A 14,392-nucleotide genomic window follows, 5' to 3' on the forward strand; every position below is an offset into this window, starting at 1 on the left:
CGTATGAAAACAGAGGCAAAAAGAGAGCAGAGTATCCGGTGGATGAGGGAACACATGACGAAAGAATGGGAGGAGGCGGCCATCACCTGTGCCGCCCGCCTGATTCGCTGCAAATCCTATAATCCGCCGGGGAATGAGAAAGAAACAGCAGCAGTGGCTGCCGAAATCCTGGAGACGGCAGGTTTTCAGGTGGAGGTGGAGGAATTTGAACCCAACCGCTGCAATGTAATAGCCACGTATGGAGACCCTGAGGATATTGCACTCATACTGAACGGGCACATGGATGTTGTTCCGGCCTTCGGTGAGTGGGTGAGAGAACCTTCCGGTGCACAGAGAGAAAACGGTGTACTTTTCGGACGGGGCAGCTGCGATATGCTGGGAGGCTGCGCCGCAATACTCACGGCAGCAAGCCTGATCGGCGCTGCCAAAGTAGAACCCAAACGGGGGATTATGGTTCTTCTGGTCAGCGACGAGGAGGATATGAACCGGGGCATCCGCCATATTCTGTCCACAAAGAAGCTGAAGGCAGACTGTGCGGTAATCGCGGAGCCTACACAATGTGAGATTCAGCTGGGCAACCGTGGATTCAGTTCCTGGTATGTAAAAACCAAGGGAGTAGGCTGCCATGCAAGTGAGCCGTGGAACGGCGTCAACGCCATCTATAAGATGGGAGAAGTGATCCGGAGAATCGAAGCTTATGCGGACAGTCTGAGTGAGGTCAGGAATGAATATCTGGGGCAGGCTACCTGCTGTATCGGTACTATAAAAGGAGGAATCCGCCTGAATACGGTACCGGATGCCTGTGAGATTGAGGTGGAGCGGCGTCTTCTTCCCGGGGAGACTCCTGACAGGATAAAAGAGGAACTGCAGAAAGCTGTGGGAGAGTGGGGAGAAGTTTTGGACCGCTCTTTCTTTCCGGCAAGTCTTATTGAACGGGATCACCCACTGGTGGAGGACTGCAAAGAACTTCTCGCAGGAATTACAGAACAGGAATCAGTGGTATCTGTGTTCCGTGCCTGCACGGAAGCGAGTATGTTCTCTGTGCTCTGCAATATTCCTACTTTATTATTAGGCCCCGGTTCCCTGGACCAGGCACACCGGATCAATGAATTCTGCAGGGAACAGGATATTGTAGACTGTACGAAATTGTTCGCAGCGCTGATTTACTGCTATATCAGTGAGAGGTAATTCCTGCGGATAAGATCCAAGGGAATGACAGGAGGGATTGCGGTGAGACATAAACTTATCTGTGTAAAATGCAATGCAGTTCAGGAACAGAAGCCTGCCTATGCATGCAGCAAGTGCGGGGGAATTCTTCACTTTGAACCGGAGGAGTCAGAACTGCCATATCCTATGATGGGAGAAGGAAATACGCCCCTGATCCCTCTGCTGAGGTCTGCGCAGGAGCTGGATTTGGATAAAGTTTACATAAAATGTGAATTCATGAACCCCACAGGTTCTTTTAAGGACAGAGGGATGGCCTTCGCTTTGGCACACAGCAGCGAACTTGGGGTAGAAAAGATTATTGTCGCCTCTGCGGGAAATGCCAGTGCTTCGGCAGCTGCGTATGGTTCCAGGGCGGGAATGCCGGTTACGGCAATTGTGCCTGCATCCACTTCCATGGAAAAGGTACGTCAGGCGGCTGCCTATGGGGCTAAGGTAATCCGCATGAAAGGGAATTACAGTGATTCCTTTCAGGGGGCGAAGGCTGTTGCCCAGGACAAGAAGTGGTATAATCTGACCACCACATACATTAATCCCTACGTGTGGGCAGGCTATGAGGGCATATGCAGAGAACTGACAGAGCAGCTGGATCAACCGGCAGACTGGATTATGGTTCCCATCGGAGCCGGTCCTTTTTTGGGGGGCATCTACCATGGATTTCTGAAGCTGAAGGAAGAAGGTGTGGTGGAGAAGATTCCAAGGCTGATTGGAGTGCAGTCTGACTGCTGTTATCCCATCGCAGATGCTTATTTTAAACAGGCAACGGATGTAAAGGAATGGAATATGACTAGGCCTACGATCGCTTCGGGGCTCAACGACGAGCTTAAGGGCTATACCCAGGACGGGGCGTATACCCTGGAGTGTATTTACAAAAGCCAGGGGAGAGCTGTTATCGTGTCAGATGAAGAGATCCTGGAAGCCAGGGCGTTAATGGGAAGAGAAGGACTGTACACTGAGCCGGCAGGAGCCGCCGGAGTGGCTGCAGCCAAAAAGCTGCGTCTGGAGGGGGTATTACATAAAAGTGATGTGATCATTTCCCTGGCTACAGGCAGCGGATTAAAAAGCAGCATCGCTTCCGGGCAGCAGGAACCGCCGACGGCAGAGACAATTGAGGAACTATTAAATTTATTATAAACTATGTAAGAAAGAGAGGGTTTTATATGAAAATTTTATACGCAGGAGACGCTTGTACCAAAATCGGACCTATTTTTATGGCCTCCCCATTTAATCTTGAGGTAAAAGGGATGACCCATCATATCTGGGGACAGCCTTTGATTGACGCTCTGACCAGCAGAGGCCATGAAGTGACCCATATGACCGGTGAGCAGGCAATCGGTGATTTCCCAAGAACCGTAGAGGAATTATCCAAGTACGATGCACTCATCATCAGTGACTGTGAGTGTGAGGTGCTGTCATTGTATCCTTTCTGGATTGATTCCGTACCTCAGCCTACCACGAACAGACTGAAAGCCATCCGTAATTATGTGCGCCAGGGAGGCGGCCTTCTTATGATCGGCGGCTGGACTTCTTTCAGCGGACGTTTCGGACACGGCGGATATTACGATACTCCCATTGAGGAGGCACTGCCTGTAAACTGCCTGAAGGGACTGGATGACAGAGTAGAGATGCCGGAAGGCACAACCATTGATATTAAAGTAAAAGACCATCCGATTCTGGCCGATATTCCGTGGGATGAGGCGCCGGGATTCGAAGGCTTCAATAAGATTCTTCCAAAAGAGGGTGCGGATGTACTGGCCACCATCGGTGATGATGAGGATCAGTATCCACTGCTTGTAACCTGGGAGTATGGAAAAGGACGGGCTATGGCGTTTGCCAGCGACTGTTCTCCCCACTGGGCAGCATCCTTCCAGCCATGGGAATATTACGGACAGTTCTGGGGACAGGCACTGGAATGGCTGGGTAACAAATAAGTAATTCTAACGGAAAGGAATGGGACAGAAGCTATGATTTATCCTATGTATATTGACGGAGAATGGTACACAAAAGAGGGTTCATTGAGAGATGTTGTAAGCCCTGCCACAGGGGAAGTAATAGGAACAGTTACCCCTGCAGGGTTTGAGGAAGTAGATCGTGCGCTGAAGGCAGCGGATCGGGAAAAGGGAAATCTGGAAAAGATGACAGTGTTTGAGAGATCCGAGATGCTTTTCAGAATTGCGGATGCTATTGATGCGCACAAAGAAGAACTGGCTAAAATGATTGCCATGGAAATGGGCAAGCCTTATCATACAGAAGCGCTTGGCGAAGTCGGCGGCAGCGCTCTGGCATTCCGGGATGCAGCTGAGCAGATTAAATGGATGTCTTCTGAGATTCCGTCTGTGAGAGAGAAGAACGTGCATGTTTATGCTTACAGAAAACCAGTAGGCGTATTTACCATCATCACTCCTTTTAACTTCCCCCTGTGCACGGCATCCTGCTATTATCTGGCACCGGGGCTGGCAGCAGGAAATACCATTCTTTGGCTGCCGCCTATGAGCTGCTCCGCGGTTGCCAGCCTGTTTATGAAATGCTTTGAGGAGGCAAAGGTTCCAAACGGAATGATTAATATGGTAATCGGAACTTCCCAGGAAGCGAAGACTGCTGCGGTGGTGCATCCTCTGACAGCTGGTATTGGATTTACGGGAAGTACGAAGACTGGAAATGACATCATGGAAAAAGCAAAAGCCAAAAAGTCCCTCATGGAGCTGGGCGGCAACGGACCTGTGGTAGTGCTGAAAGACGCAGATCTGGAAAAAGCGGCAGAAGGCATTCTGGCGGGAAGCTTTGGCAATGCCGGTCAGATCTGTACCAGCACAGAGCGTGTTCTTGTGGATGACAGCGTTGCGGATGAACTGGTTAAGATCATTTTGTCTAAGATGGACCGCTATGTCGTGGGGAATCCAATGGATGAGAAGACAACCATGGGACCGGTACATAACCGAAGCACAGTGGACACGGTAATGGAGCATGTCCAGGATGCAATTGAGAAAGGTGCAAAGGTAGTAAGCGAGCACTGGGGCAAGGTGGAAGGTGCGCCTACGGAACACTATTTATATCCAACTGTAATCGATCATGTATCCAAGGATGCCCTCTTAAATATAGAAGAAACGTTTGGACCTGTAGTACCTCTGGTGCGTTTTAAAGAGGAATCTGAGATTATGGACTTAATTGCAATGAGCCCATATGGTCTGGCTGCGGGTGTTTACACAGAAGACTTGAAAAAAGGTATGCAGATGGCAGAGGAGATGCGTTTCGGCTATGTAAACATTAATTCCGGAAGCAGTTACTGGGATTGGACCTTCCCTGCAGGCGGAGCCGGCGGAAGTCAGTCCGGATATGGAAGAAGCGGCGGCAAATGGTCTATTCTGGAAATGAGCGAGGAAAGATGTGTCAGTGTAAATCTGAACTGATGATGTAAGGGAGTACGATGACATGAGAGTAAAGGATAAAGTTGCGATTATAACCGGAGCCGGCGGGGGAATCGGAAGGGCGTCAGCTCTCCGGTTTGCCCGGGAGGGAGCCAGGGTGGTAATACACGGCCGCAGAGAGGAGAATACCAGGGAGACATGGAGAATGGTTCAGGAGGCCGGCGGAGAAGGCATCTATGTCTTAGGGGATGTCCAGAAGGAAGAGGATATCCGACGTCTGGTGGATACAGCCATTGAAACATACGGAAGAATTGACATCCTTTTTAATAATGCCGGTGTGGGCTACTCATCTCCTTACAAATTTTCACCGGTGCCGGATGTGCCGACAGAAGACTGGAACAGCGTATTCAACATTAACATCAGAAGCATTTTCTTTACCTGTAAATATACCATTCCTCATATGATACAGCAGGGAGGAGGCGTGATTCTGAATTGCTGCTCCATCAATGGGGTAGTGGGATGCGGTGCGGAAACCTATTCAGCTACCAAAGGTGCTATGCTTGCCTTTACCAGAGCTATGGCTGTGGAGAATGGGAAGTACGGAATCCGGGTTAACTGTGTATCTCCTTCGACTACAAGAACCCCTATGGTGGATGAGCTTCTGGATCACGATGCAGAGTTTTATCACAAATGGGAAACTGTGGCACCTATCCAGGGGATCATTGAACCGGAGGATATTGCCAATGCGGCGCTGTTTATGGCGTCTGATGAGGCGAGGTTTATAACGGGACAGAATCTGGTGGTAGACGGAGGATTTACCATTAGCTGATGCTCCCTGCAATGGGGAAAGAAGGTGAGAGACAGCAGGTCCTTTGGACCTGATCAGGCCAAAGTGCTGTCTCTCGCCTTTTTTCTGAGTATGGACTGAAATCGTGTAAAGAAGAAGGGCTGGGTGATTGAGATGAAGCTTGTGGAGGGTGTATACCTGGTGGGAAGCGGAAGAAATGGCATTTTCCTTACGGATGAGCTGGATTGTAACTGCTATCTGGTAGAGTTCGAAGGCAAGCTGGCCTTGTTTGACTGTGGAATCGGGATTCGGCCGGAACTTTTGGAGGCCGAAATCCAAAGAGATGGATTCCGGATGGAGGATATCTCCTATCTGTTTTTGACACATTGCCATGGGGATCACATTGGGGCGGCCGCCTATCTGCAGAGAGAGTATGGAATTAAGGTAGTGGTGCCGAGGACGGAGGCCGAAGCCTTTGCCAGAGGCGATGAGGCTGCTATGGGACTGGATGTGGCCAGGGATGCAGGCTTTTATCCCCCGGATTACCATCTGGCAGCGTGCCGCGGGGATGAGACAGCCGTACCGGGTATCTGGGAGAAAGACGGCATACATATGGAGCTTTTTGACGCTTCCGGACACAGCATCGGGGGAATCTGTTATTACGGAACTGTGAAGGGCCGCAGATTCTTTATCGGCGGTGACCTGGTGATGATGGGAGGCAAGATTAGCTTCCAGCTGATACCGGGAGCGGATATTCATGCCTATGCCAGATGTGTGAGAGAGGTGATGGATCTGAAGGTGGATCTGTTTCTTCCTGGACACGGGCTGTTCCAGCTGCAGGACGGCGGCATGCAGCTGCGTATGGCCGGGGAAGCCTTTGAACATTTATATATCCCTGCATGACAGCCGGGCATAAAAGAAAGGAGTAACTGTGATGGAGCAAGTGTATTTTATCTGCCATACCTGCGGTGAGCGCTTTCCTATGGGAAAGGAAAGTCTTTGCCCCAAGTGCGGCGGTATTTTAACCGTTGCGTATGAGAGGGAATATCTCAGAGAGGCGGGGCGCGCCCTGAAGGGGGAAGGAAAGGAGTCTATGTGGGATTACCAAAGGGTACTGCCCCCTGTGAAGCGGGAGAACATAGTAACCTTTCAGGAGGGGTGCACTAAGATAAAAAAGAGCAGAGTTCTGGGAGAGGAGCTTGGCCTTGATGGGCTGTTTTTCAAAGATGAGACGACAAATCCCACAGGTTCTTTTAAAGATCGTTCGGTATCTGTCTGCGTCAGTATGGCTAAGGAGTTTGGCTGTCCGGGCATTGTGGTGTCCTCCTCGGGAAATGGGGGAGCTTCCACAGGGGCTTACGGTACTAAGGGAGAGATCGACACGATTATCTTTGTGCCTGAAACGACCCCTGTGGGAAAGGTGGCCCAGGCCATAGCCTATGGGGGAAAGGTAATTAAGGTGCGGGGAAACTTTTCCTGTTCTTACCGGGCAGCGGTACAGATGGCGCAGCAAAAGGGATATATGAATGTAACCACTACGTTTCTGAGTCCCTTTGGACTGGAAGGATATAAAATTATCGGATACGAGATTTTTGACCAGATGGGAGAAGTGCCTGACTATATTGTGATTCCCGTAGGAGCTGGGCCGGTGCTTTATGGAATCTATAAGAGCTTTGCGGAACTGATGGATATGGGATACACAGAAAAGCTGCCTAGGCTGGTCTGCGTGCAGGCAAAGGGCTGTGCCCCTATCTCAGAGGCATGGCAGGAAAACCGCAAGGTAATCGGCTGCAAAAATCCCAGGAGTGTGGCTTCTGCTATCAGCGATCCTTTGCTGGGATATGAACAGGACGGGGATATCACCGTGGAAGCCATCCGCAAAACCTGCGGCTATGGTTTGACGGCTGAGGACAGTGAGATTCTGGAGGCAGGAAGGGCCCTGGCACAGAAAGAAGGGATTTTTGTGGAACCTTCCTCTGCAGCTACAATGGCAGCGGTCCGGCAGATGAAGGAACAGGGCATTTTGAAACCGGGAGATACTTGTGTCTGCCTCCTCACCGGACATGGGTTAAAGGACAGCAGCGCCTATATCCCGGAGGGACTGGAGATTCCGGTAATCGATACTATTGAAGAGCTGAGTTAATGTGCCGCGGGGACTTAATGATTGGAGGCGAATGAATGTTACTGGAATGGAGAGAGCTTGCATCACGGGAATGTTCTGCCATGGCTGAAAAAGGCGTGGCGGCATTGGTCATTGGCTCCTGTGAACAGCATGGCCTGCATCTGCCGCTGGGCACGGATGTATATCTGGGAGAGGCTGTGATACGAAGGGCGGCAGAGAGTGCAGCCCGGGAGGTAGTGCTGCTGCCGTCTGTCACCTATGGTTTCTCCGCTCATCACATGGATTTTCCGGGCAGTATTACCCTGACACAGAAGACTCTTGCCGCTATGATAACGGAGGTGATGGCAGGGGTGATTTCCACGGGATTTACAAAAGCAGTTCTGGTGGTATCCCACGGGGGGAATTCCCCGGCCGTGCACACCGCTGTAAATGAACTGGGAATTGCTTTTCCCCAGTGCTCGGTAGCAATGCTCAGGTACTGGGACTTTATGACCGAGTTTATGGAGACACTGCGAGACAGTCCTTTGGGGGGAATCGGGCATGCCGGAGAGATGGAAACCTCTATGATGATGGCATTGTATCCGCACCTGGTAGGGGAAGGATGGGAAAATTATTCCCCGGCACAGGGGAATGACTGGTACCATCCGGATATGTTTGCGCATAATCGTGTGACGGTATACCGGAGATTCCGGGACATATCTCCTTACGGAAATGTGGGGGTATGTCAGGACGCCTCCCGGGAAAAGGGGGAAAAAATCTTAAACTATCTGGGGGAAGAAATAGGAAAGTTTTTAGACGGATATTTTATCTAATAGTATTTTATTCATTGGAGAAGGAGGACTACTATGCATTTAAGCGAAAGAGGATTGAATCCCCCGGTGTCCGGGATTCGGGCTATGTTTGAATTGGCCCGGGAATATGATAATGTGATCAATCTCTGTATTGGGGAACCTGGATTTCCCACACCCCCCAATGTGATCGGGGCGGGAAGAGATGCCTTGTATAAAGGATATACAAAGTACACCCCAAATGCAGGGATTCCCGGACTGCGGGAGGCATTATCCCAGAAATTACTGAGGGAAAATAAGATACAGGCGGATCCGGAAACAGAAATTATTGTCACAGCCGGAGGAGTAGAGGCAGTGCTTCTGGCAATGATGGTTACGGTAAACCCGGGGGATGAGGTGCTGGTGCCCATTCCCTCCTGGCCCAATTATCCGGAACAGATTAAATTTGTAGGCGGAACAATGGTACCGGTGCCCGCCTATGAAAAAGATGGATTTGTACCTACAAAGGAGAACATTGAGGAGAGGATTACAGAGAAGACAAAGGTACTGGTTCTCAATTCTCCCAACAATCCCACAGGAGGTGTAATATCCAGAGGGGAAATGGAGGAAATCTGTAAACTTGTACGTAAGCATGATCTGACCATAATTTCTGATGAACCTTATGAGCGTCTCCTTTATGACGGCGCAGAACATGTGAGTCCTGCCTCTCTTCCTAATATGAAGGAGCATGTGATTACAGTAAATACTTTTTCTAAGACATTTGCCATGTCCGGATGGCGGGTAGGATATGCCTCCGGACCAAAACAAGCCATAGGTGCTATGGTTCAGATCATAGAGCAGGTTACCTCCTCTGTGAATGCTGCTGCACAATATGCATGCATCGAAGCACTGAATCATACGGAAAAGGCCATACAAAAAATGGTGAAAGGCTACCAGAGAAACCGGGATATTCTCGTGGAGGGGCTAAACGGCTGTAAGAATGTAAGCTGCCGGTGTCCTCTGGGCGCTTTTTATGCATTTCCGAATATACAAGATACCGGGCTTACTTCTGCCCAGCTGGCGGCTGATATTGTAAAGGAAGTACAGGTGGTAACCACCCCGGGCCCTGCCTTTGGCATCTACGGGGAAGGATATCTGAGGCTGTCCTATGCTTCCTCGGAGACGGAAATCAGGGAAGCAGTAAAACGCCTGCAGCAGTATTTTAACCGCTGATGGAGCCTTATAGGGCTGTACGACGGACAGAAGGGAGGCAGAAACGTGTCACTGTATTGTATGACCTGCAATACCCCGTGGGAGGGGGAAGGAGATGAATATATCTGTCCCAGGTGCGGGGGTTCCATAGCTTCAGACAACTGCCTGGAGAAGCATAGAGAGGAATTCCGCCGGCTGCTGCGGGCAGGAAGCCGGGAGGGGATATGGGGATACCAGAAGCTCCTCCCCTATGAACCCCACATCCGGCCGGTGAGTCTGGGAGAGGGAAACACTCCTCTTTTGAAGGCTGAAGGTCTGGGTAAAAGGCTGGATATGAAACACCTGTATTTGAAGAATGAAACGCTGAATCCCAGCGGTTCTTACAAAGATCGCTTTTCCACAGTCGCAGTTACTATGGCAAAGGAAAAAGGAGTTGCATCCCTGGCTCTGGGCTCCGCAGGAAATGCCGCCGGCTCGGTGGCAGCCTATGCGGCTAAGGGTGAACTGCCCTGCTTTGTGCTCCTGCCCACAGCAGCAGTGAGGGAGAGGGCCTGGCAGATACAGACCTATGGGGCTAGGATGATAGGAATGGAGTGCAGCATTGCAGAGTGTATCCATTTCGTTCAGAAAGGAGTCCCCGTACTGGGTTGGGAAAATGTGAGTACAACTATGAAATATCACCCCTGGGCTTCTCAGGGCTATAAGACCATCGCATATGAAATAGGAAGGCAGATGGAGTTTGGGGCTCCGGACTGGGTGTTCTGTCCGGTTGGCGGGGCATCTCTTCTGGGAAAAGTATACCAGGGATTTGAGGAAATGTTCCGGCTGGGGATGATTCCCCATATTCCCAGATTCGCAGGGATTCAGGCCGCGGGCTGTGCGCCCCTTGTAAAGGCTTACCGGGAGAACCGAAGATCCACAGAGCTCTGGAAAGAGGCGTCAACCATTGCCTTTGCCATTGCTGATACGGAGACCTTTGAAGGGGTAACTGCTCTTGATATCATACGGAAGACAGGCGGACTTGCGGTAGCAGTGACAGATGAAGAGATTCTGGAAGGGCTGAAGCTGATGGCATCCAGTGAGGCTGTGATAGGAGAACCTGCCAGTGCCTCAGTGATCGCGGGAGTACAGAGACTGCGGAGAAAAGGCGTGATCGAAAAGGGTGACTCTGTAGTATGTATTATATCAGGCAGCGGCCTTAAGGATCTGCCTCTTATAGCCAAAAGCCTTCCCGGGTATCCTGTGATATCCGGTGAAACCCTCAATTGTGGGGAAGATTCAGCTGTTATGGCAGAACTCAGACAATATTGCTGTGTATAAAGGAGGAGAATGAATGGCAAACGAAAAAATGAAGGCCATTGTGTGGGACGGAAGCGTCTATCCCAGAGGATTATCCTATGAAGAAGTAGAGATTCCCAGCCCGCCCAAAGGCTGGGTCCTGGTGCACAACCGTGCGGCCGGGATCTGTGGTGCGGATCTTATGGCCCTTCGGGGGCAGACCAGAGATAAGATGCCGGACAAATTGTTTCCGGCTGTACTGGGCCATGAGAATGCCGGTGATGTAGTGAAAACGGGTGAGGGTGTGACCCGGGTAAAAGTAGGGGATCGTGTTGCAGTAGAACCCCTTCATGGCTGCATTGATTTTGGGAAAAGCTGCCCCATGTGCCTCAGCGGCCGGTATCAGCTGTGTCTGGATGGTGTGTCACACGTGGGCATGCCTATGAAGAGGATGCTGCCCGGAGGATACGGAGAGTATTCCATTGTCCATGAAAACCATGTATATCCAATGCCGGATTCTATGAGTTATGAGGAAGGGGCAATTCTGGATGTACTGGCAGTAAACGTTCACGGAGCCATGATAGGGAAACCGCAGCTGGGAGATACCGTTGCCGTTGTGGGATGCGGAATTATTGGCATTAACATGGTTCAGGTATTGCGTTCTATGGGGATTACCAAGATCATTGCAGTTGCCAAATACGGGCATCAGGCTCAGATGGCAGAAAAATACGGAGCAGCTCATTCCATTGTGCTGGACAGCAACGAGGATCCGGTAAAAGAAGTGATGAGACTGACCGGCGGCAGGGGAGTGGATCAGGCCTATGAGTGTGTAGGAGGCAATTCCAATGCGTTTTCCCAGGCAGTAGAGATGGCTGCTGTGGGAGGAAAGATTATTATGTTTGGGGGCACTGCAAGTCCTAGCATGGTATCTCTGTCAACCATACTCTACCGAGAGTTGTCGGTTCTGGCTTCCAGCAGCTACTGCATGGCCGGGGATAAGCCAGAATTTCAGATAGCTATGGAGCTTGTGCAGAGTGGTCAGGTTGATCATAAAGGTGTTATCACCCACCGGTTCCGTCCGGAGGATTACGAGAAAGCCTTTGAAATGATTTTTTCTAAAAAGCAAAACCATATTTGTAAGGCAGTCTGGGTCAGAGAGTAAGGCGTAAATGGCAAAAAGGGACAGGCCGGGGGGCAAAGGGGGACGTGTTCTTTCTAGAAAGAACACGTCCCCCTTTGCCCCCCGGCCTGTCCCTTTTTGTAAATCTATCTAAAATTGCTTGACAGTTCCCCCGGAAAAAGATACAATGACAATATAATAAAGTGAGTTTAAAAAGTCAATTTAATATATTAACCGGGAGATGAAAAAATGGAGAACAGAGGGTTGGGAACAGGAAGTCAAAAGCATATTAAGGATAATAACAAGAAGGTAATCCTTCGTCTTATGCTGAATCAGGGACCTCTGACCAAGAAAGAGATATCGAAACTGACAAAGCTGAGTGTAGTCAGCGTTACCAGCAATATGGATGAACTGCTGAAACTGGGGGCGATTGTGGAGGAGACACCTAATGAGGAGGCTTCATACGGCAGAAAGCCCATGGTGTATAATGTGAATCCCAGATTCCGCTGCCTGATCAGCGTAGATCTGGGAAAGGAGCTTGTGGATATCAGTCTGGGGGATATGTGTTATCACCTGATAGCCTCTGACACGTATCAGATTACGGAGACGGTGGGAGCGCAGGAGATGATGGAAGATATTATGGTTAAGATTGAGACACTTTTGAATAGATATCAAATATCCCCAGGGCAGATAGGAAGTATGGCCCTTGCCAACCCTGGAGTGGTATACGATGACAGCGGAAGGATACTAAAGCCGGCCAAAATGGCAAAAAAGTGGGCGGATCTCCCGCTGCGGGAGATGTTTCAGGAACGGTTCGGCTGTACCACTGCAGTTATGAATGATATTGACATGGCAGCCCTTGGATATCAGGCTCTCTGCGACAGGGAGGAGTTACCGGAAAATTATCTGTACCTTCGTGTGGATGCAGGACTGGGTATGGGAGTAATTGTAGATGGCCAGCTGCTGAAGTGCTCTTACGGAAGTGCAGGAGAGATTGGATACGCCACGCTTTTGAGGGAGGACGGCAGCTGGGAGACGGTGGATTATGAAACGATTGCCTCCCTGTCCGCACTGCTGGGAAGTGTAAAGGAAAAGCTGGATTTTCACAGAGACAGCAGCCTTTACCAGGCGGCAAAGGGTGAGCCGGAACGGGTTACCCTGGAGCTTATCGCTGAAACGGCGGGAAAGGATGCATGGCTTCAGGCGGAAATCAGCCGTGTGACAACACACATAGCAACCATTGCCGTGAACGGCATGCTGCTTCTGGGAATTAATTCTGTGGTAATCGATGGGGGGATTCTTTTGCTTAAGGAGTGGTTTACGGAACCCTTTTACCGTATGCTGCGGGAAAAAAATGTGCTGAAAAGAGAGCCTCATATGTATGTGGCAGCGCCTTATTCTGCCATTTACGGAGGCTTGCAGTTAGGAAGGAATCTGGTAATCGAGCATGATTTGTAGGCAAAAAACAAAATCATATAAAAATGGAGGTAATCGTATGGGAAAGCTAAGAACAGGTGTTATTGGAATGGGTTACATGGGGGACGCCCATGCCAGGTTTTATCTGGCCCAGCCGGATGTGGAATTCGTGGGGTGTGCAGAGAGCTTTGACAAAAGAAGGGAAGAGGTAAAGGAACAGCTTGGAGTGGAAGTTTACAAAACTCCGGAAGAGCTGTTTGCACAGGGGCTGGACGCAGTCAGCATCTGTACTCCGGATGATCTGCACAAGGATTTGATATTGAAGGCTTTTGAGAACAAGGTAAAGGTACTGGTAGAAAAGCCTTTGGCTATCTCCAGTGCAGACTGCGAAGAGATTCTGGCAAAGCGCCCGGATCCAACCTATCTGATGGTGGGACATGATCTGCGGTTTGATCCCAGAGCAATTCAGGCAAAACGTGCCATTGACCAGGGAAAGCTGGGGGAGATCCTGCACATTAATATCTGGAGAAATAATACGGTAGCCAATGCCGGCCGTCTGGGGAAGAGAACCAGCATTGCCTGGTTTCTGGGAATCCACGACATTGATCTGGTACTTTGGATGACCGGTTTAAAGGTGAAAAAGGTTGCGGCGGCCAATGGATTTAAATACAACAGTCCTAATTGGGATTACACCTCCTCTCATCTGATTATGGATAATGATGCTCTGGTTGTGATGGAGAATCATTGGCTGCTTCCCTATCAGCACAGTTCACAGGTAGACACCGGTATGAAGGTGGTGGGGAGCAAAGGCATGCTGGAACTGGAGCTGGGATTTTCGGAGGTATCGTTTGCCCCCATGGAGGGAGAAGGTTGCAGATTTTTTGATACCTCATACCAACCGGATGACCTGAACGATGTGCCGTCCGGAGATCTGGGGCGTGAGATACGGGCATTTCTGCGGGCCGTTGCAGAGAATACAGTTCCTCCTATCACGGGAGAAGAGAGCTATGAAGCGGTAAAGGTCATCCACAGAGTTCATGAAGTGCTGGAGAAAACAGGGTACACCATAGAAAAATAATAATAGTAAGAAAGCGGGGATAT

The 14,392-nt window shown here is 50.1% G+C and carries 13 protein-coding genes; all 13 read left to right on the plus strand.

Annotated features, from left to right (window positions below; translation table 11 throughout):
- Window positions 1–3 precede the first annotated feature (3 nt).
- The 13 genes from ACGHCT_RS09370 (at window position 4) to ACGHCT_RS09430 (ending at window position 14,369) form a co-directional block, all read left to right on the plus strand.
- A complete protein-coding gene (locus ACGHCT_RS09370) occupies window positions 4–1,188 on the plus strand; it encodes a M20 family metallopeptidase (RefSeq protein ID WP_390439675.1) in 1,185 nt (394 codons plus the stop codon).
- 42 nt (window positions 1,189–1,230) lie between these two features.
- Window positions 1,231–2,358 carry a threonine synthase gene (gene thrC, locus ACGHCT_RS09375; protein ID WP_390439677.1) on the plus strand — a complete coding sequence of 376 codons (1,128 nt, stop codon included), beginning with the start codon at window positions 1,231–1,233 and terminating at the stop codon, window positions 2,356–2,358.
- Between the two features lie 26 nt (window positions 2,359–2,384).
- Window positions 2,385–3,155 (plus strand): glutamine amidotransferase, encoded by a 771-nt coding sequence (locus ACGHCT_RS09380; RefSeq protein WP_072853966.1) that lies wholly within the window; start codon window positions 2,385–2,387, stop codon window positions 3,153–3,155.
- 33 nt (window positions 3,156–3,188) lie between these two features.
- Complete coding sequence (locus ACGHCT_RS09385; protein ID WP_390439681.1) at window positions 3,189–4,631, plus strand: aldehyde dehydrogenase family protein; 1,443 nt, start codon at window positions 3,189–3,191, stop codon at window positions 4,629–4,631.
- 22 nt (window positions 4,632–4,653) lie between these two features.
- Complete coding sequence (locus ACGHCT_RS09390; RefSeq protein ID WP_072853970.1) at window positions 4,654–5,418, plus strand: SDR family NAD(P)-dependent oxidoreductase; 765 nt, start codon at window positions 4,654–4,656, stop codon at window positions 5,416–5,418.
- A gap of 132 nt (window positions 5,419–5,550) precedes the next feature.
- A complete protein-coding gene (locus ACGHCT_RS09395; RefSeq protein WP_242946790.1) occupies window positions 5,551–6,279 on the plus strand; it encodes an MBL fold metallo-hydrolase in 729 nt (242 codons plus the stop codon).
- A gap of 31 nt (window positions 6,280–6,310) precedes the next feature.
- Window positions 6,311–7,519: a threonine synthase gene (gene thrC / locus ACGHCT_RS09400; protein ID WP_390439683.1), complete on the plus strand. Its 1,209-nt coding sequence runs from the start codon at window positions 6,311–6,313 to the stop codon at window positions 7,517–7,519.
- 35 nt (window positions 7,520–7,554) lie between these two features.
- On the plus strand, window positions 7,555–8,310 hold the full coding sequence (locus ACGHCT_RS09405) for a creatininase family protein (protein ID WP_390439685.1): 756 nt from the start codon (window positions 7,555–7,557) through the stop codon (window positions 8,308–8,310).
- A gap of 33 nt (window positions 8,311–8,343) precedes the next feature.
- Window positions 8,344–9,498 (plus strand): pyridoxal phosphate-dependent aminotransferase, encoded by a 1,155-nt coding sequence (locus tag ACGHCT_RS09410; protein ID WP_390439687.1) that lies wholly within the window; start codon window positions 8,344–8,346, stop codon window positions 9,496–9,498.
- 45 nt (window positions 9,499–9,543) lie between these two features.
- Window positions 9,544–10,797 (plus strand): threonine synthase, encoded by a 1,254-nt coding sequence (gene thrC, locus ACGHCT_RS09415; protein ID WP_390439689.1) that lies wholly within the window; start codon window positions 9,544–9,546, stop codon window positions 10,795–10,797.
- Between the two features lie 13 nt (window positions 10,798–10,810).
- Window positions 10,811–11,917, plus strand: coding sequence for a zinc-binding dehydrogenase (locus ACGHCT_RS09420; protein ID WP_390439691.1), 1,107 nt, complete (start codon window positions 10,811–10,813; stop codon window positions 11,915–11,917).
- A gap of 207 nt (window positions 11,918–12,124) precedes the next feature.
- Window positions 12,125–13,333 (plus strand): ROK family protein, encoded by a 1,209-nt coding sequence (locus ACGHCT_RS09425; RefSeq protein WP_390439693.1) that lies wholly within the window; start codon window positions 12,125–12,127, stop codon window positions 13,331–13,333.
- A gap of 37 nt (window positions 13,334–13,370) precedes the next feature.
- Window positions 13,371–14,369 (plus strand): Gfo/Idh/MocA family protein, encoded by a 999-nt coding sequence (locus ACGHCT_RS09430; RefSeq protein WP_072851470.1) that lies wholly within the window; start codon window positions 13,371–13,373, stop codon window positions 14,367–14,369.
- Window positions 14,370–14,392: the final 23 nt, after the last annotated feature.

Source organism: Lactonifactor longoviformis, assembly GCF_042848515.1.
Taxonomy (GTDB): Bacteria; Bacillota; Clostridia; order Lachnospirales; family Lachnospiraceae; genus Lactonifactor; species Lactonifactor longoviformis.

What these genes read in the sequence shown, in the direction of transcription:
- ACGHCT_RS09390 (WP_072853970.1), top strand. Translation starts at nt 4,654, where the DNA reads ATGAGAGTAAAGGATAAAGTTGCGATTATAACCGGAGCCGGCGGGGGA.
- thrC (WP_390439683.1), top strand. Translation starts at nt 6,311, where the DNA reads ATGGAGCAAGTGTATTTTATCTGCCATACCTGCGGTGAGCGCTTTCCT.
- ACGHCT_RS09380 (WP_072853966.1), top strand. Translation starts at nt 2,385, where the DNA reads ATGAAAATTTTATACGCAGGAGACGCTTGTACCAAAATCGGACCTATT.
- ACGHCT_RS09425 (WP_390439693.1), top strand. Translation starts at nt 12,125, where the DNA reads ATGGAGAACAGAGGGTTGGGAACAGGAAGTCAAAAGCATATTAAGGAT.
- ACGHCT_RS09395 (WP_242946790.1), top strand. Translation starts at nt 5,551, where the DNA reads ATGAAGCTTGTGGAGGGTGTATACCTGGTGGGAAGCGGAAGAAATGGC.
- ACGHCT_RS09420 (WP_390439691.1), top strand. Translation starts at nt 10,811, where the DNA reads ATGGCAAACGAAAAAATGAAGGCCATTGTGTGGGACGGAAGCGTCTAT.
- ACGHCT_RS09430 (WP_072851470.1), top strand. Translation starts at nt 13,371, where the DNA reads ATGGGAAAGCTAAGAACAGGTGTTATTGGAATGGGTTACATGGGGGAC.
- ACGHCT_RS09385 (WP_390439681.1), top strand. Translation starts at nt 3,189, where the DNA reads ATGATTTATCCTATGTATATTGACGGAGAATGGTACACAAAAGAGGGT.
- ACGHCT_RS09405 (WP_390439685.1), top strand. Translation starts at nt 7,555, where the DNA reads ATGTTACTGGAATGGAGAGAGCTTGCATCACGGGAATGTTCTGCCATG.
- ACGHCT_RS09410 (WP_390439687.1), top strand. Translation starts at nt 8,344, where the DNA reads ATGCATTTAAGCGAAAGAGGATTGAATCCCCCGGTGTCCGGGATTCGG.
- ACGHCT_RS09370 (WP_390439675.1), top strand. Translation starts at nt 4, where the DNA reads ATGAAAACAGAGGCAAAAAGAGAGCAGAGTATCCGGTGGATGAGGGAA.